The organism is Streptomyces coffeae (assembly GCF_016741875.1).
Lineage (GTDB): Bacteria > Actinomycetota > Actinomycetes > Streptomycetales > Streptomycetaceae > Streptomyces > Streptomyces coffeae.
Genome location: NZ_JAERRF010000014.1, coordinates 115,852 through 132,371 on the forward strand (window position 1 = coordinate 115,852; position 16,520 = coordinate 132,371).

Annotated in this window: 15 protein-coding genes; 9 read left to right on the forward strand and 6 right to left on the reverse strand. The window is 70.6% G+C overall.

Annotated elements, in window-relative coordinates:
* Positions 1 to 108: 108 nt before the first annotated feature.
* From JK363_RS23625 to JK363_RS23635, 3 genes are all read left to right on the forward strand, one after another.
* Positions 109 to 1,905, forward strand: coding sequence for a DEAD/DEAH box helicase (locus tag JK363_RS23625; protein WP_201877057.1), 1,797 nt, complete (start codon positions 109 to 111; stop codon positions 1,903 to 1,905).
* 386 nt (positions 1,906 to 2,291) lie between these two features.
* Positions 2,292 to 2,933 carry an IclR family transcriptional regulator gene (locus JK363_RS23630; protein ID WP_201877065.1) on the forward strand — a complete coding sequence of 214 codons (642 nt, stop codon included), beginning with the start codon at positions 2,292 to 2,294 and terminating at the stop codon, positions 2,931 to 2,933.
* 143 nt (positions 2,934 to 3,076) lie between these two features.
* Entirely contained in the window at positions 3,077 to 3,862 is a 786-nt protein-coding gene (locus JK363_RS23635) for a S16 family serine protease (protein ID WP_201877066.1), read from the forward strand.
* On the opposite strand, the gene JK363_RS23640 is transcribed toward JK363_RS23635, so the two are convergent.
* The 4 genes from JK363_RS23640 to JK363_RS23655 all read right to left on the reverse strand — a co-directional run bounded on the left by JK363_RS23640 (position 3,801) and on the right by JK363_RS23655 (position 6,566).
* On the reverse strand, positions 3,801 to 5,159 hold the full coding sequence (locus JK363_RS23640; protein ID WP_201877067.1) for an MFS transporter: 1,359 nt from the start codon (positions 5,157 to 5,159) through the stop codon (positions 3,801 to 3,803). The two genes, JK363_RS23635 and JK363_RS23640, sit on opposite strands and share 62 nt — an antisense overlap.
* Before the next feature lie 21 nt (positions 5,160 to 5,180).
* Positions 5,181 to 5,381: a hypothetical protein gene (locus tag JK363_RS23645; protein WP_201877068.1), complete on the reverse strand. Its 201-nt coding sequence runs from the start codon at positions 5,379 to 5,381 to the stop codon at positions 5,181 to 5,183.
* Between the two features lie 39 nt (positions 5,382 to 5,420).
* Positions 5,421 to 6,017, reverse strand: a complete 597-nt coding sequence (locus JK363_RS23650) for an ArsR/SmtB family transcription factor (RefSeq protein WP_201877070.1) — start codon at positions 6,015 to 6,017, stop codon at positions 5,421 to 5,423.
* Positions 6,018 to 6,098: 81 nt separating this feature from the next.
* A complete protein-coding gene (locus JK363_RS23655) occupies positions 6,099 to 6,566 on the reverse strand; it encodes an Lrp/AsnC family transcriptional regulator (RefSeq protein WP_201877072.1) in 468 nt (155 codons plus the stop codon).
* 146 nt (positions 6,567 to 6,712) lie between these two features.
* Between JK363_RS23655 and hppD the strand changes: the two genes are divergently transcribed.
* Together hppD and JK363_RS23665 are read left to right on the forward strand one after the other, a co-directional pair.
* The gene (hppD, locus tag JK363_RS23660) at positions 6,713 to 7,858 is read left to right on the forward strand and encodes a 4-hydroxyphenylpyruvate dioxygenase (RefSeq protein ID WP_201877073.1); all 1,146 of its coding nucleotides are present in this window, start codon (positions 6,713 to 6,715) and stop codon (positions 7,856 to 7,858) included.
* Positions 7,859 to 7,970: 112 nt separating this feature from the next.
* Positions 7,971 to 9,338: an FAD-binding oxidoreductase gene (locus tag JK363_RS23665; protein ID WP_201877075.1), complete on the forward strand. Its 1,368-nt coding sequence runs from the start codon at positions 7,971 to 7,973 to the stop codon at positions 9,336 to 9,338.
* 15 nt (positions 9,339 to 9,353) lie between these two features.
* Here JK363_RS23665 and JK363_RS23670 read toward each other — a convergent pair whose 3' ends face one another.
* Positions 9,354 to 10,115 carry an SCO2400 family protein gene (locus tag JK363_RS23670; RefSeq protein ID WP_201877077.1) on the reverse strand — a complete coding sequence of 254 codons (762 nt, stop codon included), beginning with the start codon at positions 10,113 to 10,115 and terminating at the stop codon, positions 9,354 to 9,356.
* A gap of 449 nt (positions 10,116 to 10,564) precedes the next feature.
* On the opposite strand from JK363_RS23670, the gene JK363_RS23675 reads away from it, so the two are divergent.
* From JK363_RS23675 to JK363_RS23685, 3 genes are all read left to right on the forward strand, one after another.
* Positions 10,565 to 12,178, forward strand: coding sequence for an RDD family protein (locus JK363_RS23675; protein WP_201877079.1), 1,614 nt, complete (start codon positions 10,565 to 10,567; stop codon positions 12,176 to 12,178).
* A gap of 76 nt (positions 12,179 to 12,254) precedes the next feature.
* On the forward strand, positions 12,255 to 12,872 hold the full coding sequence (locus JK363_RS23680; RefSeq protein ID WP_201877081.1) for an RDD family protein: 618 nt from the start codon (positions 12,255 to 12,257) through the stop codon (positions 12,870 to 12,872).
* Between the two features lie 96 nt (positions 12,873 to 12,968).
* A complete protein-coding gene (locus JK363_RS23685; RefSeq protein ID WP_201877083.1) occupies positions 12,969 to 13,469 on the forward strand; it encodes an RDD family protein in 501 nt (166 codons plus the stop codon).
* 12 nt (positions 13,470 to 13,481) lie between these two features.
* On the opposite strand, the gene JK363_RS23690 is transcribed toward JK363_RS23685, so the two are convergent.
* The gene (locus tag JK363_RS23690) at positions 13,482 to 13,778 is read right to left on the reverse strand and encodes a hypothetical protein (RefSeq protein ID WP_201877085.1); all 297 of its coding nucleotides are present in this window, start codon (positions 13,776 to 13,778) and stop codon (positions 13,482 to 13,484) included.
* A gap of 331 nt (positions 13,779 to 14,109) precedes the next feature.
* On the opposite strand from JK363_RS23690, the gene JK363_RS23695 reads away from it, so the two are divergent.
* Positions 14,110 to 16,497 carry an immune inhibitor A domain-containing protein gene (locus JK363_RS23695; RefSeq protein ID WP_201877087.1) on the forward strand — a complete coding sequence of 796 codons (2,388 nt, stop codon included), beginning with the start codon at positions 14,110 to 14,112 and terminating at the stop codon, positions 16,495 to 16,497.
* The last annotated feature ends 23 nt before the right edge of the window (positions 16,498 to 16,520 follow it).

Below are 16,520 nucleotides of genomic sequence, written 5' to 3' on the forward strand. Positions count from 1 at the left end.
GGTCCCACCCTCGGGTGGTCTCGTGGCGTACCCCCGAAGCGTGAATGGCGGCACAGGTAGGCTGACGCGGTTCCCGAACCACGCCGCCGAGCCAGCCCGACGGAGACCGTGACTACTACCGCCTCCAGCACCAGCCATCACCTCTCGCCCGCCTTCCCGGGGCGGGCGCCCTGGGGTACCGCGAGCAAGCTGCGCGCCTGGCAGCAGGGCGCCATGGACAAGTACATCCAGGAGCAGCCGAGGGACTTCCTCGCGGTCGCGACGCCCGGCGCGGGCAAGACGACCTTCGCGCTGACCCTCGCGTCCTGGCTGCTGCACCACCATGTGGTGCAGCAGGTGACGGTCGTCGCGCCCACCGAGCACCTGAAGAAGCAGTGGGCGGAGGCCGCCGCGCGGATCGGGATCAAGCTGGACCCGGAGTACAGCGCGGGCCCGGTCGGCAAGGAGTACCACGGGGTCGCGGTGACCTACGCGGGCGTCGGCGTCCGCCCGATGCTGCACCGCAACCGCAGCGAGCAGCGCAAGACCCTGGTGATCCTGGACGAGATCCACCACGCCGGTGACTCCCGCTCCTGGGGCGAGGCGTGCCTCGAGGCGTTCGAGCCCGCGACCCGGCGGCTGGCGCTCACCGGTACGCCCTTCCGGTCCGACACCAACCCCATCCCGTTCGTCACCTACGAAGAGGGCAACGACGGCATCCGCCGCTCCTCCGCCGACTACACCTACGGCTACGGCAACGCGCTGGCCGACGGTGTCGTCCGGCCAGTCATCTTCCTCTCCTACAGCGGCAATATGCGCTGGCGCACCAAGGCGGGCGACGAGATCGCGGCCCGGCTGGGCGAGCCGATGACCAAGGACGCCGTCTCGCAGGCGTGGCGCACCGCGCTCGATCCGCGCGGCGACTGGATGCCCAATGTGCTGCGCGCCGCCGACCAGCGGCTGACCGAGGTCCGCAAGGGCATCCCGGACGCGGGCGCGCTGGTGATCGCCGCCGACCAGGAGTCGGCCCGCGCCTACGCCAAGCTGATCCGTGAGATCACCGGCACCAAGGCCACGCTGGTGCTGTCCGACGAGGCCGCGGCCTCGCAGCGGATCGAGGACTTCAGCCACTCCGACGACCGCTGGATGGTCGCGGTCCGCATGGTGTCGGAGGGGGTGGACGTGCCCCGGCTGGCGGTCGGGGTGTACGCCACCACCATCTCCACCCCGCTCTTCTTCGCCCAGGCCGTCGGCCGCTTCGTACGGTCGCGGCGGCGCGGCGAGACCGCCTCGGTGTTCCTCCCCACCATCCCGATGCTGCTCGGCTTCGCCAACGAGATGGAGGTCGAGCGCGACCACGTCCTGGACAAGCCGAAGAAGGACGGCGAGGAGGAGAACCCGTACGCGGAGGAGGAGAAGCTCCTCGAGGAGGCCGAGAAGCAGCAGGACGAGGACACCGGCGAACAGGACCAGCTGCCCTTCGAGGCGCTGGAGTCGGACGCGGTCTTCGACCGGGTGCTCTACGACGGCGCCGAGTTCGGGATGCAGGCGCACCCCGGTAGCGACGAGGAGCAGGACTACCTCGGCATCCCCGGGCTGCTCGAACCCGACCAGGTGCAGATGCTGCTCCAGCGGCGGCAGGCCAAGCAGATCGCGCACAGCCGCAAGCGGCCGGACACGGAGGCCGATCTGCTGGAGATCCCGGCCGAGCGGCGGCCGGTGGTCACCCACAAGGAGCTGCTGGAGCTGCGCAAGCAGCTCAACACGCTGGTGGGGGCGTATGTCCACCAGAGCGGCAAACCGCATGGGGTGATCCACACCGAGCTGCGCCGGGTGTGCGGAGGGCCGCCGAGCGCGGAGGCCACGGCCGGGCAGATCCGTGAGCGGATCAAGAAGGTGCAGGAGTGGGCCACGCGCATGCGGTGACGGAAGGCCGCGCATGTGGTGATGCGAGGGGTGGTGCGGATGGTGTCCGCACCACCCCTCGCGCTTTTCACAACCCCTTTGAGGGAACGTCGCCAACTCGCCACTGAATATCCGGGCGTATGGCGCTAAACGTCACAAATTGCCGACCGGCGGGGCGGTGACAGCGGAAAGCTCTGCTCGGATTCTGGACGGACTCTTCCGCTCAGCGAACCGGGTCGCTAGCGTTCGGGCACGCACACGCCCCGTGGCAGCGCCGCCGCGGAGCGCAGCCGGATGCGTACCAGCCGTACCAGCCACCGCGACCGGCGGCCTCTGCGCGCGCCGTCGTCGGGACCGGCGGTGCACCTCCGCGAAGGGCCGCCACCCATCACCGAGGAGGGGGCGTCGTGACCGCGGAGACCTCTCAGACGCTCGACCGGGGACTGCGTGTCCTCAAACTGCTCGCCGACACCGACCACGGGCTGACCGTCACCGAGCTGTCCACCAAGCTCGGCGTCAACCGCACCGTGGTCTACCGACTTCTGGCCACCCTCGAGCAGCACTCCCTGGTCCGCCGTGACATCGGCGGACGGGCACGCGTCGGGCTGGGGGTGCTCCAGCTCGGCCGCCAAGTGCATCCGCTGGTCCGGGAGGCGGCACTGCCCGCACTGCGCTCCCTCGCCGAGGACATCGGCGCGACCGCCCACCTCACCCTGGTCGACGGCACCGAGGCCCTCGCGGTCGCGGTGGTCGAGCCGACCTGGACCGACTACCACGTGGCCTACCGGGCCGGGTTCCGCCACCCGCTGGACCGGGGCGCCGCGGGCCGGGCGATCCTGGCCGCCCGCGCGGCCCGCATCGACGACCCGGGCTACGCCCTCACCCACGGCGAACTGGAGGCGGGCGCGAGCGGTGCGGCCGCCCCGCTGCTGGGGGTGACCGGGATAGAGGGCAGTGTGGGTGTGGTGATGCTCTGCGACGCTGTACCGGAACGGGTCGGTCCGAGGGTGGTGGACGCCGCCCGGGAGGTGGCCGACGCGCTGAGGTGACGGCCGGGCCGCCGCCCCGGTCCGTGCGGTGGCCGCCCCGGGCGGTCAGGAACGGTCAGGGCGGCAGCCGGAACGGTCAGGGCGCCGGTAGGAACGGTCAGGGCGGCGGCACACTCATCTCGGGCGTCAACTAGATTCACAGCATGCCTGCCGTCTCCCCCCGCGCCCGCATTCTCATGATCTGCTCCGCGATCGTGCTCGCCCTGCTGGCGGTCGCCGCGTTCGCGCCGCTGCCGTTCACCATCGCCCAGCCGGGCACCACCGTGAACGTCCTGGGCTCCGACCAGGGCAAGCCGGTGATCACCATCTCGGGAGCCGACACCCGCAAGACCACCGGGCAGCTGCGGATGACCACGATCGTGGCGACCGGACCGGACGCCACCGTGCGGCTGGGGGACGTGATCGGCGGCTGGCTGGACACCGACCGCGCCGTGATGCCGCACGACTCGGTCTACGTGGGCGGCACCACCGAGGAGATCGAGCGGCACAACACCGAGGAGATGGAGAAGTCGCAGTCCACCGCCACCAGCGCGGCGCTCGGCTATCTCCACCGGTCGGCGAAGGACGTCAAGGTCACCCTGCGGCTGGCCGATGTGGGCGGCCCGAGTGCCGGGCTGCTGTTCTCGCTCGGCATCATCAACAAGCTGGACGGCGACGGCAGCGGTGGCGATCTCACCGGCGGGCGGACGATCGCGGGCACCGGCACCATCGACGCCAAGGGCAAGGTCGGCGCGGTGGGCGGCGTTCCGCTGAAGACCCAGGCGGCCAAGCGGGACGGCGCGACGGTCTTCCTGGTGCCCAAGGACGAGTGCGCGGACGCGAAGGCCGAGCTGCCCAAGGGGCTCCGGCTGATCCCCGTCACCACCCTCAAGGGCGCGGTGTCGGCTCTGCGGGGGCTGCGCTCGGGCGGGGCGGTCCCGCACTGCTGAGCGCGGCCGGGACCCCTGCCGCCGGGGCCACGGGTTCGCGGTCCATGCCACGCCAGACCGGGAAGGCCAGCGGGCTCAGCGTGGTCAGGAAGTACACCCCGCCGGTGACCAGGAACGCGGTGGTCAGCCCGGCGCCCTCCACCAGATAGCCGGCCGCGAGCCCGCCCAGCGGGATCACCACCCACACCCCCGCGGTGAGCGCCCCCATCACCCGGCTGCGCAGCTCGTCCGGTACGGCCTCGTACGTCACCGTGGTGAGGATCGGATTGAGCATGCCCGCCGCGAGCCCGCTGACCACCATCGTCACGGCGAGCGGCGGGAGGCCCGGGACGAACGCGGCGACCGCGAACCGCGGCAGCCCGCAGAGCAGAAAGCAGACCCCGAAGACGGTACGCCGCGGGAAACGGTCGCCCACCGCCCCGTACAGCAGCGCGCCCGTCAGCGCCCCGCCGCCGAACAGCGCGGTCACCAGCCCGAGATCGACCGAACCGTCCAGGTGGTGTTCGGCGTGCACCGGCAGCAGCACCGAGGAGTAGCCCTGGTCGAGGCCGTTGGTGACCATCACCATCAGCACGATGGCCAGCAGCAGCCGGTGGCGCAGCAAGAACGCGTACCCCTCGCGGAGTTCGGCCCGGTACGCGCGGAGCGAGACCGGCGCGGCCGCGCGGCGCGGGGCGGCCGCGGGCAGTCCGCGCAGCCCCGCCGCGATCAGCAGCGCGGAGACCCCGAACGTCACCGCGTCCAGCAGCAGGACGGAGGCCGGGCCGAGTAAGGCGATCAGCACACCCCCGAGGGCCGTGCCCAGCATCCGGGCGCCACGCGAGGCGCCGTCGTAGAAGCTGGCCGCGCGGCTGAGGGTGGTGCCCGCCCGTTCGGCCAGCGCGGGCACCAGCACCTCGCGGGCCGTCTCACCCGGTGCGTGCAGCAGTCCGGAGAACGCCATCAGGGCGCAGAGCTGCCAGAACCGCAGCAGCCCGGCGAAGTGGAGCAGCGGGATCGCGGCGACGGCCACCCCGCACAGCGCGTCCGAGGCGATCGAGACCCGCCGCCGCCCCAGCCGGTCGATGACCGGTCCGCCGACGACGGCGGAGACGACCACCGGGAGAGTGGCGCAGAAGGCGACGAGCCCGGCCCTGGCGGCGCTGCCCGTGGTCTGGAGCACAAACCACGGGACGCCGATCAGGGTGAGTGAATTCCCCGCGATGGAGATGGCGTTGGCGGCGAGGACGAGCGCGAGCGGCCGTCGGTCGGGTCTGCCGCCGGGTCTGCCATCGCCCTTGCCGTTCTTGTCGCTCATGGTCCCCCCTGTACGTCTCGGTCAGTAGTCGAGCCGTGCCGTCAGTGCCGCCTGCGGGCCGCGCGGTGTCGCCAGCCGCAGCCCGACCTCCACGAGCGTCCAGCCCAGCCGGGTGCGCAGCGGGCGGGCGTCCGGGCGGTGCGCGGTCGCTTCCCGGGCCTCCTGCCGGAGCCGTTCGGCGCGGATGCGGTGCAGCCGCAGATGGATGTCGTCGCTGTACACGGGTGTCCCCCCTGGGTTCCCTGGATTCCCTGGATTCGGTCAGTGCTCATCGCGCGGGAAGGCATGCAGATGGACCCGGAACCGGGCCGAGTTCTCGGTGTCCTGGTCCACCTCCTTCTCGCGGTAGCTCTCGATCACTTCGTGCACCCGGTCGCGCAACTCCTGGGCGAGTTCGGGCGTCAGCCGCAGGGTGAAGTCACTGATGTCCCAGGAGAGTTGCCACTCGTCGGACCAGGTGTGCAGGGTGCCGAGCCAGGTGGACAGATCCTGGGTGTGGGTGGTGGCCACCTCGTGGAGCAGGGTATTCATCGCCCCGCGCACGGAGGGGTCGGAGTGGCGCAGCAGTTCGTCCGTGCCCAGCCGGGTGCCCCGCTGCGCCGCCTTCCACCACCGCTCCCGGCCCTTGCCGCGCTCCGGGTCGTCCTTGACGAAGCCGTGTGCGGCGAGCTGCCGCAGGTGGTAGCTGGTGGCACCGCTGGACTCGCCCAGCCGCTCGGCGAGTTGGGACGCGGTCGCCGGTCCGTACTCGCGCAGCGCGCCGAGCAGGCGCATCCGCAGCGGATGCGCCAGCCCGCGCAGGGAGCGCGGGTCGAGCTCCCGTACGTCGTCGGGCAACGGCTTCTTGTTCTCTGCCATGCCCGGAGGGTAAGCATGCAAAGGTTCCGTTGCAAGGACTTCTTTGCAACGGAATCTTTGGATCCGCTCATTGCCCCCGGATCAGTCCAGCGCCGCCTGCTGCACCAGCGGGATGATCCGCAGCGGCACCGGGTTCTCCATCACGATCGCCGTCGAGGCCCGGACGATCCCCTCGAACCCCACGACCAGGTCGATCACCCGCTGGAGATCGGCGTTCGAGCGGGCGACCAGACGGCACAGCATGTCGCCGTGGCCGGTGGTGGTGTGCAGCTCCAGCACCTCCGGGACGCCCGCCAGATGCGTCCGTACGTCCGCCCCCTGGCCCTGCTTGATCTCCAGCGTGGCGAACGCGGTCACCGGATAGCCCAGCGCCGCCGGATCCACCTCCGGACCGAACCCGCGGATCACCCCCTGCGCCCGCAGCCGGTCCAGCCGCGCCTGCGCCGTACCGCGCGCCACCCCGAGGCGGCGGGACGCCTCCAGTACGCCGATCCGCGGCTCGTGCGCGAGCAGCTCGATCAGCCGGGCGTCGAGCGCGTCGATTCCCATGGGCACCTCCCGTCACGTGATGACCAGCCCTGTGATGGTGGTCACTGTGTGCAGAATGCCGCCTCCGTTGCGCGTGTGGCTATACAGAGTGCTCAGCATTTTCGCGAACTATTGCGCACCCTGAATCACGGGGAGACGCTTTCTGTATGACTGAGATCCTGAATCCCACCCCGTCCACCGCGCGGCAGGCCGACCCCTTCCCGGTGAAGGGGATGGACGCGGTGGTCTTCGCGGTCGGCAATGCCAAGCAGGCGGCCCACTACTACGCCACCGCCTTCGGCATGAAGCTCGTGGCCTACTCCGGACCGGAGAACGGCAGCCGGGAGACCGCCAGTTACGTCCTCGTCTCGGGCGGCGCCCGCTTTGTGTTCACCTCCGTCATCAAGCCCAGCACCGACTGGGGCCGCTTCCTGGCCGAGCATGTCGCCGAGCACGGCGACGGGGTCATCGACCTGGCCATCGAGGTGCCGGACGTACACGCCGCGTACGCCTACGCCGTCGAGCACGGCGCCACCGGCATCGAGGAGCCGCACGACGTCAAGGACGAGCACGGCACCGTGGTGCTCGCCGCCATCCGCACCTACGGCAACACCCGCCACACCCTGGTGGAGCGCAGCGGCTACGACGGCCCCTATCTGCCCGGTTATGTGGCCGCCGCCCCCATCGTCGCCCCGCCCGCGAAGCGCACCTTCCAGGCCATCGACCATTGCGTGGGCAATGTGGAACTCGGCCGCATGGACGAGTGGGTGGCCTTCTACAACAACGTCATGGGCTTCACCAACATGAAGGAGTTCGTGGGCGACGACATCGCCACCGAGTACTCCGCCCTGATGTCGAAGGTCGTCGCCGACGGCACCCGCAAGGTGAAGTTCCCGCTGAACGAGCCCGCGGTCGCGAAGAAGAAGTCGCAGATCGACGAGTACCTCGAGTTCTACGGCGGCCCCGGCGTCCAGCACATCGCGCTCGCCACCAACGACATCGTGGCCACCGTCCGGACCATGCGGGCCGCCGGGGTGCAGTTCCTGGAGACCCCCGACTCGTACTACGACACCCTCGGCGACTGGGTCGGCGACACCCGGGTGCCGATCGAGACGCTGCGCGAGCTGAAGATCCTCGCCGACCGTGACGAGGACGGCTATCTGCTCCAGATCTTCACCAAGCCGGTCCAGGACCGGCCGACCGTCTTCTTCGAGATGATCGAGCGCCATGGCTCGATGGGCTTCGGCAAGGGCAACTTCAAGGCCCTGTTCGAGGCGATCGAGCGGGAGCAGGAGAAGCGCGGAAACCTCTGATCTTTCCTGCATCTCCCCCTGACGGCCCCGGGCGACCCCCCACCGCCCGGGGCCGTCGTCCGTCCACCGCGGCGATCTTCCCTGGCGGGCGGCCGGGTGCGACGCTGGACGCATGACCGACCTCATCGAGCTGCTGCGGGAGGGCCTCCCGGAGGAGGCGGTGCTGACCGACCCCGATGTCACCGGGTCGTACGCACACGACATGGCCGGCTTCTGCGAGGCGGGGGCGCCCGCCGTGGTCGTCCTCCCTCGCACCGTCGAGCAGGTGCGGCACGTCTGCCGTACCGCCACCGCGCTGCGCGTCCCGGTCGTCCCCCAGGGCGCGCGCACCGGCCTGTCCGGCGCGGCCAACGCCTCCGACGGCTGCATCGTGCTGTCCCTGGTCAAGATGGACCGCATCCTGGAGATCAACCCGGTCGACCGGATCGCGGTCGTGGAACCGGGCGTGGTCAACGCGACGCTGTCCCGCGCGGTGATGGAGAAGGGGCTGTACTACCCACCGGACCCCTCCAGCTGGGAGCAGTGCACCATCGGCGGCAACATCGGCACCGCTTCCGGCGGACTGTGCTGTGTGAAGTACGGGGTCACCGCCGAATACGTACTGGGCCTGGATGTGGTGCTGGCGGACGGGCGGCTGATGCGCACCGGCCGCCGTACCGCCAAGGGCGTCGCGGGCTATGACCTCACCCGGCTGTTCGTCGGCTCCGAGGGCAGCCTCGGCATCGTCGTACGGGCGGTGCTCGCGCTCAAGCCCAGTCCGCCCGAACAGCTGGTGCTGGCAGCCGAGTTCCCGTCCACGGCCACCGCGTGCGACGCCGTCTGCCGGATCATGGAGCGTGGACACACCCCCGCGTTGCTGGAGCTGATGGACCGTACGAGCGTCCGCGCGGTCAACGCGATGGGCAGCATGGGGCTCCCGGAGACGACCGAGGCGCTGCTGCTGGCCGCCTTCGACACCCCCGACCCGGCCGCCGACCTCGCCGCCGTCGGCGAGCTGTGCACGGCGGCGGGCGCCACCGAGGTGGTTCCGGCCGAGGACGCCGCGGAGTCCGATCTGCTGCTCCAGGCCCGCCGGATGACCCTGACCGCCCTGGAGGCGGTCAAGGGCGTCACCATGATCGACGACGTCTGCGTACCGCGCTCCCGGCTGGCCGAGATGATCGACGGCACCGCCGCCATCGCCGAGAAGTACCGGCTCACCATCGGTGTGGTCGCCCACGCCGGTGACGGCAACACCCATCCCACCGTCTGCTTCGACGCCTCCGACCCGGACGAGTCCCGGCGGGCCCGGGAGTCGTTCGACGAGATCATGGCGCTCGGTCTGGAACTGGGCGGCACGATCACCGGTGAGCACGGTGTCGGGGTGCTCAAACGGGAGTGGCTGGCCCGTGAACTCGGCCCGGTGGGCGTGGAGTTGCAGCGCGGCATCAAGGACGTCTTCGACCCGCTGGGCCTGTTGAACCCGGGCAAGCTCTTCTGACCACCGCGCGTCCGGTCACCGGTCGCGGTCCGGGGACGACGCGGAGCCGGACGGTGTGGGCGTGGCCGTCCCCGACGCCGTGGGCCCAGGGCGGCTGGTCGACGAGGGCTTGGGAGGCTTGGGCGTGTGGCTGGGCCGCCGACTCGGGGTCTCCTTGGGCGGCTTGCGGGTGGCCGACGGCGACGCGCTGGTCTTCTCGGGCTCCGGTTCGCTGGTGCTGGGCGACGGCCGGGGCGGGGCCGCCGTACGCGGGGGAGCGGTGAACGTGGGCCGCGACTGACGGCTGGCCCGGTCCGGCTCACGTGTCGCGGACGACGCCGCGTTGCCGGGGGTGGACTCCGACGGATCGGCCCCGGGCTTCAGGGGCGGTTCGCTGGCCCGCTCCGCGACCGCGTGCGACGGACTCTGCGACCGCTGGGTCAACAGCAGCGAACCGGCGGCCAGTCCGCCGACCACCGCGAGGGCCGCCACGGCCACCGCCCTGCGCCGCCGCCGGTTCCCTCCGGGGGTGCGCCGCCGCCGTGAGCGGTCCGGCTCCGTGAGCGTCACGGCACCGAGCTGAGCGGTCAGCGGGGCGACGGCGTCGGACGCGGAAGCCTCCGCTCTGCGGTCGGCCCCGAAGACCTGCTCGGCGATGGCTTGCGAGCTCAGCGCCTTGGGGTCGGCCGGTCCGGCCAGCGGGTCGTACGCACCGCACTCCGGGCAGGTCACGACCCCGTTGAGAGTCCTGCGGCACGAGGCGCAGTAGTCCATCTGTTGCCTTTCCGTCGTCGGCACGTCCCGCGCCGCCCTCCTGAGGCGATCGGCCCGGGGGCGGGCTCGGGTTCCATGCCGGATGGTGCGGTCCGCCGTCCGACGCGGTATCACGTAACGGTAACGGCCGACCGAAACGAGGTACGCCACCCCACCCTGTGGTGTTCAACTCCCCGGCCGGCCAGGCCCCCATCGTGGCCCGATTCACACCGGCCCCGCGGGAGGCGGCGGTTCGCCCCGGGCGGATGCCCGGTCCTTCGTACGACCGCGGACGGCTCGATGGCTCGCACGGGAGGGTGGTGCCGAGGCGTGACGGGCACATGACGCCGGTCCGTCTGATAGACCTTGACCCGCGCGCTCCGGGTTGCACCGCGGCTCTTGTACGGCAGACTGCTTAGGCCCCCCACCCGCGAGGCACCACACAGGCGCAGCGCAGGACAGCACGGCAGAGCAGATACGGGATATCGGAGATCATGAGCGCCTCTACCTCGGGATCCGCGGACGGTAGCTCCATTCCTGGCTTTTATCCGGATCCGTCCATCCCCGGCTACATCCGTTACTGGAACGGCGCGGCCTGGGTGCCGGGCACCAGCAGGCCCGCACCGGCCGAGGGCGAGTCCATGCCCGCGCCGCCGCCCGGCGTCACCCATACCCAGGTGATCGCCCCGGCGGGGGACGAGACCGGTCCGATGTTCCTGGACGAGGACCCGGCGCCGGGCTCCGCGGAGGAGACCGGCGGGGCGCTGCCCGAGCTGCGTCCGCGCGGTGAGATGGACGTCCGGGACACCGGCGCGGGTGACGCGGGTGGGGCGGGGGCCCAACCGGTGCCGCCCGGTGGGACCGCGGGCCCGGTGGACTGGGACGATCCGCGGCGGCTGCACGGCTCCCGGCCCGAGCCCGCCACGGCCTGGCAGGCCGACGCCGCGCGGCAGGGCGGGTTCGGCGGTGAGCAGGACCACCGGGTCTCCTGGGGTTCGGAGCACGACGGGCCGGGCGGCGCCCCGGCCGGGCCGCTGCCCGGGGTGCCCGATCCGCGGCGCCCGGCGGAGGACCCGGCCGGTGGTGGCGACCAGCCGGGCGGCCCGGACCATTCCACGCTGACGATGCGTGGGGGCGGGACCCGGCCGCCGAAGGACCGTTCCACCCAGGCGCTGCCGCCGGTCCGGCGGAACCCGGAACTGCCCCCGGCGGACGGCGGGGAACCGGCGCCCGCTTCCGGCGACGGCACGCTGTCGATCCGCGCCCCCCGTCCGCAGGGCGGCAAGGACGCCCCCGCGACCGGCCAGAGCCAGGGGCAGGGACAGGGGCAGGGACAGGACCAGGGCACTATGGCGTTCCGCGCGGTTGGCCGCGGTGGACCGGGCCAGGGTGCCGGTACAACACCCCCGGCCCAGCCGCAGCAGCCACAACAGCCGCAGCAGTCCTACGGCGGTGTGCCCCCGCAGGGCGGCGCACCGGGCGCACCGGCCTGGCAGCAGCAGGTGCACCAACTCGCCCAGCAGCACGGGCAGCAGGCCGGTCACCAGGGCGGCGCGCCCGAGGGCGTCATCCCCTGGAAGCCGCCCGTCGACAACCCCTTCCTCCAAGCCGCCCAGAGCCAGGGGCGGCCCGTCGCGCTCGGCCGCCGTCTCATCGCCCGGCTGATCGACACCGTCGTCCTGCTCGGCATCGTCGGCGCCGCCGCGCTGCCCCTGTGGAGCAAGGCGAGCGACCACATCGACGAGAAGGTGGAGACGGCGAAGCAGACCGGCGAGACCGTCACCGTCTATCTGCTGGACGGCACCACCGGCGGCTATCTCGGCATGGTGCTCGGTCTGCTGCTGGTGCTCGGCATTGTCCTGGAAGCGCTGCCCACCGCCGTCTGGGGACGCACCCTGGGCAAGAAGCTGGCCGGGGTACGGGTCCTGGACATCGAGGGGCACGACAAGCCGTCGTTCGGCGCCGCGCTGCGCCGCTGGCTGGTCTACTCGGTGCTGGGGCTGCTGGTGATCGGTGTGCTCAACGTGATCTGGTGCCTGTTCGACCGCCCGTGGCGGCAGTGCTGGCACGACAAGGCGGCGCGCACCTTCGTGGCGGCGTCCGGCTGAGGCGGATGGACCATCCGGGTCGCCCGAACGGGGCATGCCGGATGCGGCGGCCCCGGCTCCGGGTTCGACTCGGGCCATGAGCACCGACCAGCCGCCCCCCGGGGCCGATGAGCCCCGGGACCGGGGCAGCGATCCGTTCGCCAAACACCCGCCGACCGGCGGTGCCGAGGGCACCGGCGGTACCGGGAGCACCGGCGGCACCAACGGCACCCCGTACGGCGACCACCGCGACGAAGGCGATCCGCTCGCGGGCATGCCCCCGCTGGCGCATCTGGGCCGCCGTCTGATCGCCCGGATCATCGACGCGCTGCTCATCGGCATTCCGGTGGGTCTGGTCATGGCCGCGATCCTGGGCGGTTATGACCCGATCGACGGAAGCGCCCGGTCGTCCACCGTCACCATCGTGTACGTGCTGGTGTACTTCATCTACGAAGGATTGATGCTCACCCGCTACGGCCAGACAGTGGGAAAAAAGGCGATGAAGATCCGGGTCGCGATGCTGGAGAACGGCCAGACGCCGGCCGGTCAGCCCGGCTGGGTGCGCGCCGGGATCTACGCCCTTCCGGAGATCGTGCCCTGCTGCGGTTTTCTTTTCTGGCTGGTCAATGTCTTGTGGTGCACCTGGGACCGGCCGTACCGGCAGTGTCTGCACGACAAGGGGGCCAAGACGGTTGTGGTGTCCGCCGTGCCCTGACGCCATGCCGTGACGCCGTGTCCCGAGGCCGTGCCTGCGGACGTTCCGCCGACCCTGAGCTACCGGCCCGTCAAGGGCTGCTGATGTAATCGGGCCATGAGCCCCGATCCGCTGACGCCACCGCAGACCCCCCAGCTCGCCGGGATGCCGCCGCTGGCGACGCCCGGTCAGCGCTTCGCCGCCCGGCTCATCGACACCGTGGTCCTCGGCGCCATGTGGACGGTGGCACTGACCGCCACCGGTGCGCTCCAGTACACGCTGGACCACCCGGGCAAGCAGGACATGGGCAAGGTGACACTGGCGCTGGTGATCACCATGGCGGTCTATTTCGGCTACGAAGGGCTGATGCTGTCCCGTACCGGTCAGACACTCGGCAAGATGGCGCTGCGGATCCGGGTCGCGATGCTCTCCGACGGGGACATCCCGGGGCGGCAGGGCTGGGTGCGGGCCGCGGTGTACGCACTGCCGGGGATGCTGGTGCCGGTGCTGGTCGGCACGGTGTTCTGGGTCGTCAACTCGGTCTCACTGCTGTGGGACAAGCCGTACCGGCGCGCGCTCCACGACAAGGCGGCGCGGACCGTTGTGGTGACGGCCTGAACGACAGCGGTGTCAGCCGTGGAACGAGTGCTCGCCGACGCCCGCCGTCTCGGCGGAGGCATGCGCCGGAGTGCCCGTCCGTGGCCGGTTCGTCCGGACCGTACGGGAGCCCCGGGGCGCATGGGGCGCACGGGTCGCACGGGCGAACGGCCCGGTGACGGCCACCAGGAGCCCGAGCAGAAGACCGGCCACGGCGATGACCCCGACCCACAGCGCTGACCTGGCCTGGGACAGCAGCAACAGGGCGAAGGTCGTGCATACGACGGTGGCCGAACCGTAGGCGAGCTGTGCAGGAGTCGGACGCGGCATGGCGGGATCCGTCCTCAAGGCATCGGTATGCGGGGGGTTATGCGTCTGGCAGGAGTCAGGCTGAAGTGCACCGTCAAAATGACTCTACGGTGCTGGATGCCCGAGGGGGAACGCCGGTAAGCGTGACCTCACCCACGGTGCCGTTGCATGAGGGGCGCACGGAATCATCGCACCGTCCAACTGGCGAGATGGACGCGCCCGTTGGCGTCCGGTAACCGGTAACCCACAAACCGGTGAACGTACTTGTCACACCAGTCCAAGTCAAGGTCTGTCTTTTCTCCTGCCACTCCGGTCAAATGTCCGCACCGGCGTAAAGGGGAGGAATCAACAAGTGAACAGACAACGGAGGGCGGCCAGATCGGCTGCCATAGCCACGGTGGTGGCCGCGCTCGGCGCTGCGGCCCTGTCCACCGGTATGGCACAGGCAGACGCACCGTCTACGCGAGTGGAACGCCATGACCCGGCGCCCGCGAAGACGGATGTGAAGCACGATCTGGCCGGCCCCTACAGCAAGACGCAGGAAGCGCAGCGCGAGGAGGCCCTGCGTCAGGTCATCTCCGGGGACGCCAAGGCCACCAAGCGCGGTGGGTCACAGGTGGTGAAGCTCGGCAAGGGGAAGTATGTCGAGCTGGCCCGGGAGAAGACGGACAAGATCTTCACCATCCTGGCCGAGTTCGGCGACAAGGTCGACAACACCACGATGGTCGACCCGGACGGCGACGGCCCCAAGCCCCCGGTGAAGAAGTACGGCGGTGACCCGGGCCCGGCCCACAACACCATCGCCGAGCCGGACCGCAAGGACGACAACAGCACCGCCTGGCAGAAGGACTACAACCGCCGGCACTTCCAGGACCTGTACTTCTCCAAGGACAAGAAGAAGCAGTCCCTGAAGAAGTACTACGAGCGGCAGTCCTCCGGCCGGTACTCGGTCGACGGCGAGGTCTCCGACTGGGTCAAGGTCGACTGGAACGAGGCCCGCTACGGCTCCAACTACTGCGGTGACACCAACTGCTCCAACGCCTGGGACCTCGTCCGCGACGGGGTCAACCAGTGGGCGAAGGACCAGAAGGCGGCGGGCCGTACCGACGCGCAGATCAAGGCGGACCTGGCCAAGTACGACCAGTGGGACCGCTACGACTTCGACAGCGACGGCAACTTCAACGAGCCCGACGGCTACATCGACCACTTCCAGATCGTCCACGCCGGTGAGGACGAGTCCGCGGGCGGCGGCGCCCAGGGCGAGAACGCGATCTGGGCGCACCGCTGGTACGCGTACGGCCCCGACAAGGGCCGCACCGGCCCCGGGGAGAACAAGTCGGGCGGTACGCAGATCGGCGACACCGGCATCTGGGTCGGCGACTACACGATGCAGCCGGAGAACGGCGGCCTCGGGGTCTTCGCCCATGAGTACGGCCATGACCTCGGTCTGCCGGACGAGTACGACACCAGCGGCAAGGGCGAGTCGTCCGTGGCCTTCTGGTCGCTGATGTCCTCCGGTTCCTGGCTGGGCACCGGCAAGGACTCCATCGGTGACCTCCCCGGCGACATGAACGCCTGGGACAAGCTCAAGCTGGGCTGGCTGAACCACGCCACCGCCAAGGCCGGGAAGAAGTCGACGCACACCCTGGGTGTCGCCGAGTACAACACCAAGAACAAGCAGGCGCTGGTCGTCGAGCTCCCCGACAAGCCGGTCACCACCGAAGTGGTCAAGCCCGCCGAGGGCGCCAAGCAGTGGTGGAGCGGGATGGGTGACGACCTGAAGAACACCCTGACCCGGTCGGTGGACCTCACCGGCAAGTCCAAGGCCACCCTGGACCTCCAGGGCTGGTGGGACATCGAGGAGAACTACGACTACCTCTACGCCGAGGTCTCCACGGACGGCGGCGCCAACTGGACGCCGGTGGACGGCACCGCGGACGGCAAGGCCATCCCGCGGGACGCCGCCGACCAGCCGGCCCTGACCGGCACCTCGGGCGCCTACAAGAAGCTCTCCTTCCCGCTGGACGCCTACGCGGGCAAGAAGATCGACCTGCGCTTCCGCTACCAGACCGACGGCGGAGTGGCGCAGAAGGGCTTCGCGGCCGACGCCATCACGCTGACCGCGGACGGCTCCCAGGTCTTCTCGGACAACGCCGAGGGTGACGACAACGGCTGGACGGCCAAGGGCTTCTCGCGCATCGGCGGCTCCTTCACCAAGGACTACCCGCAGTACTACCTCGCCGAGAACCGCCAGTACGTGTCGTACGACAAGACCCTCAAGACCGGTCCGTACAACTTCGGTTGGTCCTCCACCCGGCCCAGCTGGGTCGAGCACTTCCCCTACCAGAACGGTCTGCTGATCTGGAAGTGGGACACCTCGCAGCCGGACAACAACGTCAGCGCCCACCCGGGCAAGGGTCTGATCCTGCCGATCGACGCGCACCCGACCGCCGAGAAGTGGGCGGACGGCTCGCTCATGCGCAACCGGTTCCAGGCGTACGACTCGCCCTTCAGCTGGTACCCGAGCGATGGCTACACCGTCCACAAGGACGGGAAGGCCGCCAAGGTGAAGCGCAAGGCGGGCATCCCGGTCTTCGATGACCACAAGGGGACGTACTGGGATGAGAGCAACCCCACCGGTGGTGTGCAGGTTGCTGACACCAACACCCGGATCAAGATCCTCAAGGAGCTCCCGGGTGGCTCGACGATGACCGTACGCGTCGGACCGTCAGCTTCATAAATCAACAAAATCTGCGTCTTAGC

Bases quoted from the DNA above. Each gene is read 5' to 3' on its own strand.
- JK363_RS23635 (WP_201877066.1), top strand. From the start codon at position 3,077: ATGCCTGCCGTCTCCCCCCGCGCCCGCATTCTCATGATCTGCTCCGCG.
- JK363_RS23640 (WP_201877067.1), bottom strand. From the start codon at position 5,159: ATGAGCGACAAGAACGGCAAGGGCGATGGCAGACCCGGCGGCAGACCC.
- JK363_RS23650 (WP_201877070.1), bottom strand. From the start codon at position 6,017: ATGGCAGAGAACAAGAAGCCGTTGCCCGACGACGTACGGGAGCTCGAC.
- JK363_RS23655 (WP_201877072.1), bottom strand. From the start codon at position 6,566: ATGGGAATCGACGCGCTCGACGCCCGGCTGATCGAGCTGCTCGCGCAC.
- hppD (WP_201877073.1), top strand. From the start codon at position 6,713: ATGACTGAGATCCTGAATCCCACCCCGTCCACCGCGCGGCAGGCCGAC.
- JK363_RS23665 (WP_201877075.1), top strand. From the start codon at position 7,971: ATGACCGACCTCATCGAGCTGCTGCGGGAGGGCCTCCCGGAGGAGGCG.
- JK363_RS23675 (WP_201877079.1), top strand. From the start codon at position 10,565: ATGAGCGCCTCTACCTCGGGATCCGCGGACGGTAGCTCCATTCCTGGC.
- JK363_RS23680 (WP_201877081.1), top strand. From the start codon at position 12,255: ATGAGCACCGACCAGCCGCCCCCCGGGGCCGATGAGCCCCGGGACCGG.
- JK363_RS23685 (WP_201877083.1), top strand. From the start codon at position 12,969: ATGAGCCCCGATCCGCTGACGCCACCGCAGACCCCCCAGCTCGCCGGG.
- JK363_RS23690 (WP_201877085.1), bottom strand. From the start codon at position 13,778: ATGCCGCGTCCGACTCCTGCACAGCTCGCCTACGGTTCGGCCACCGTC.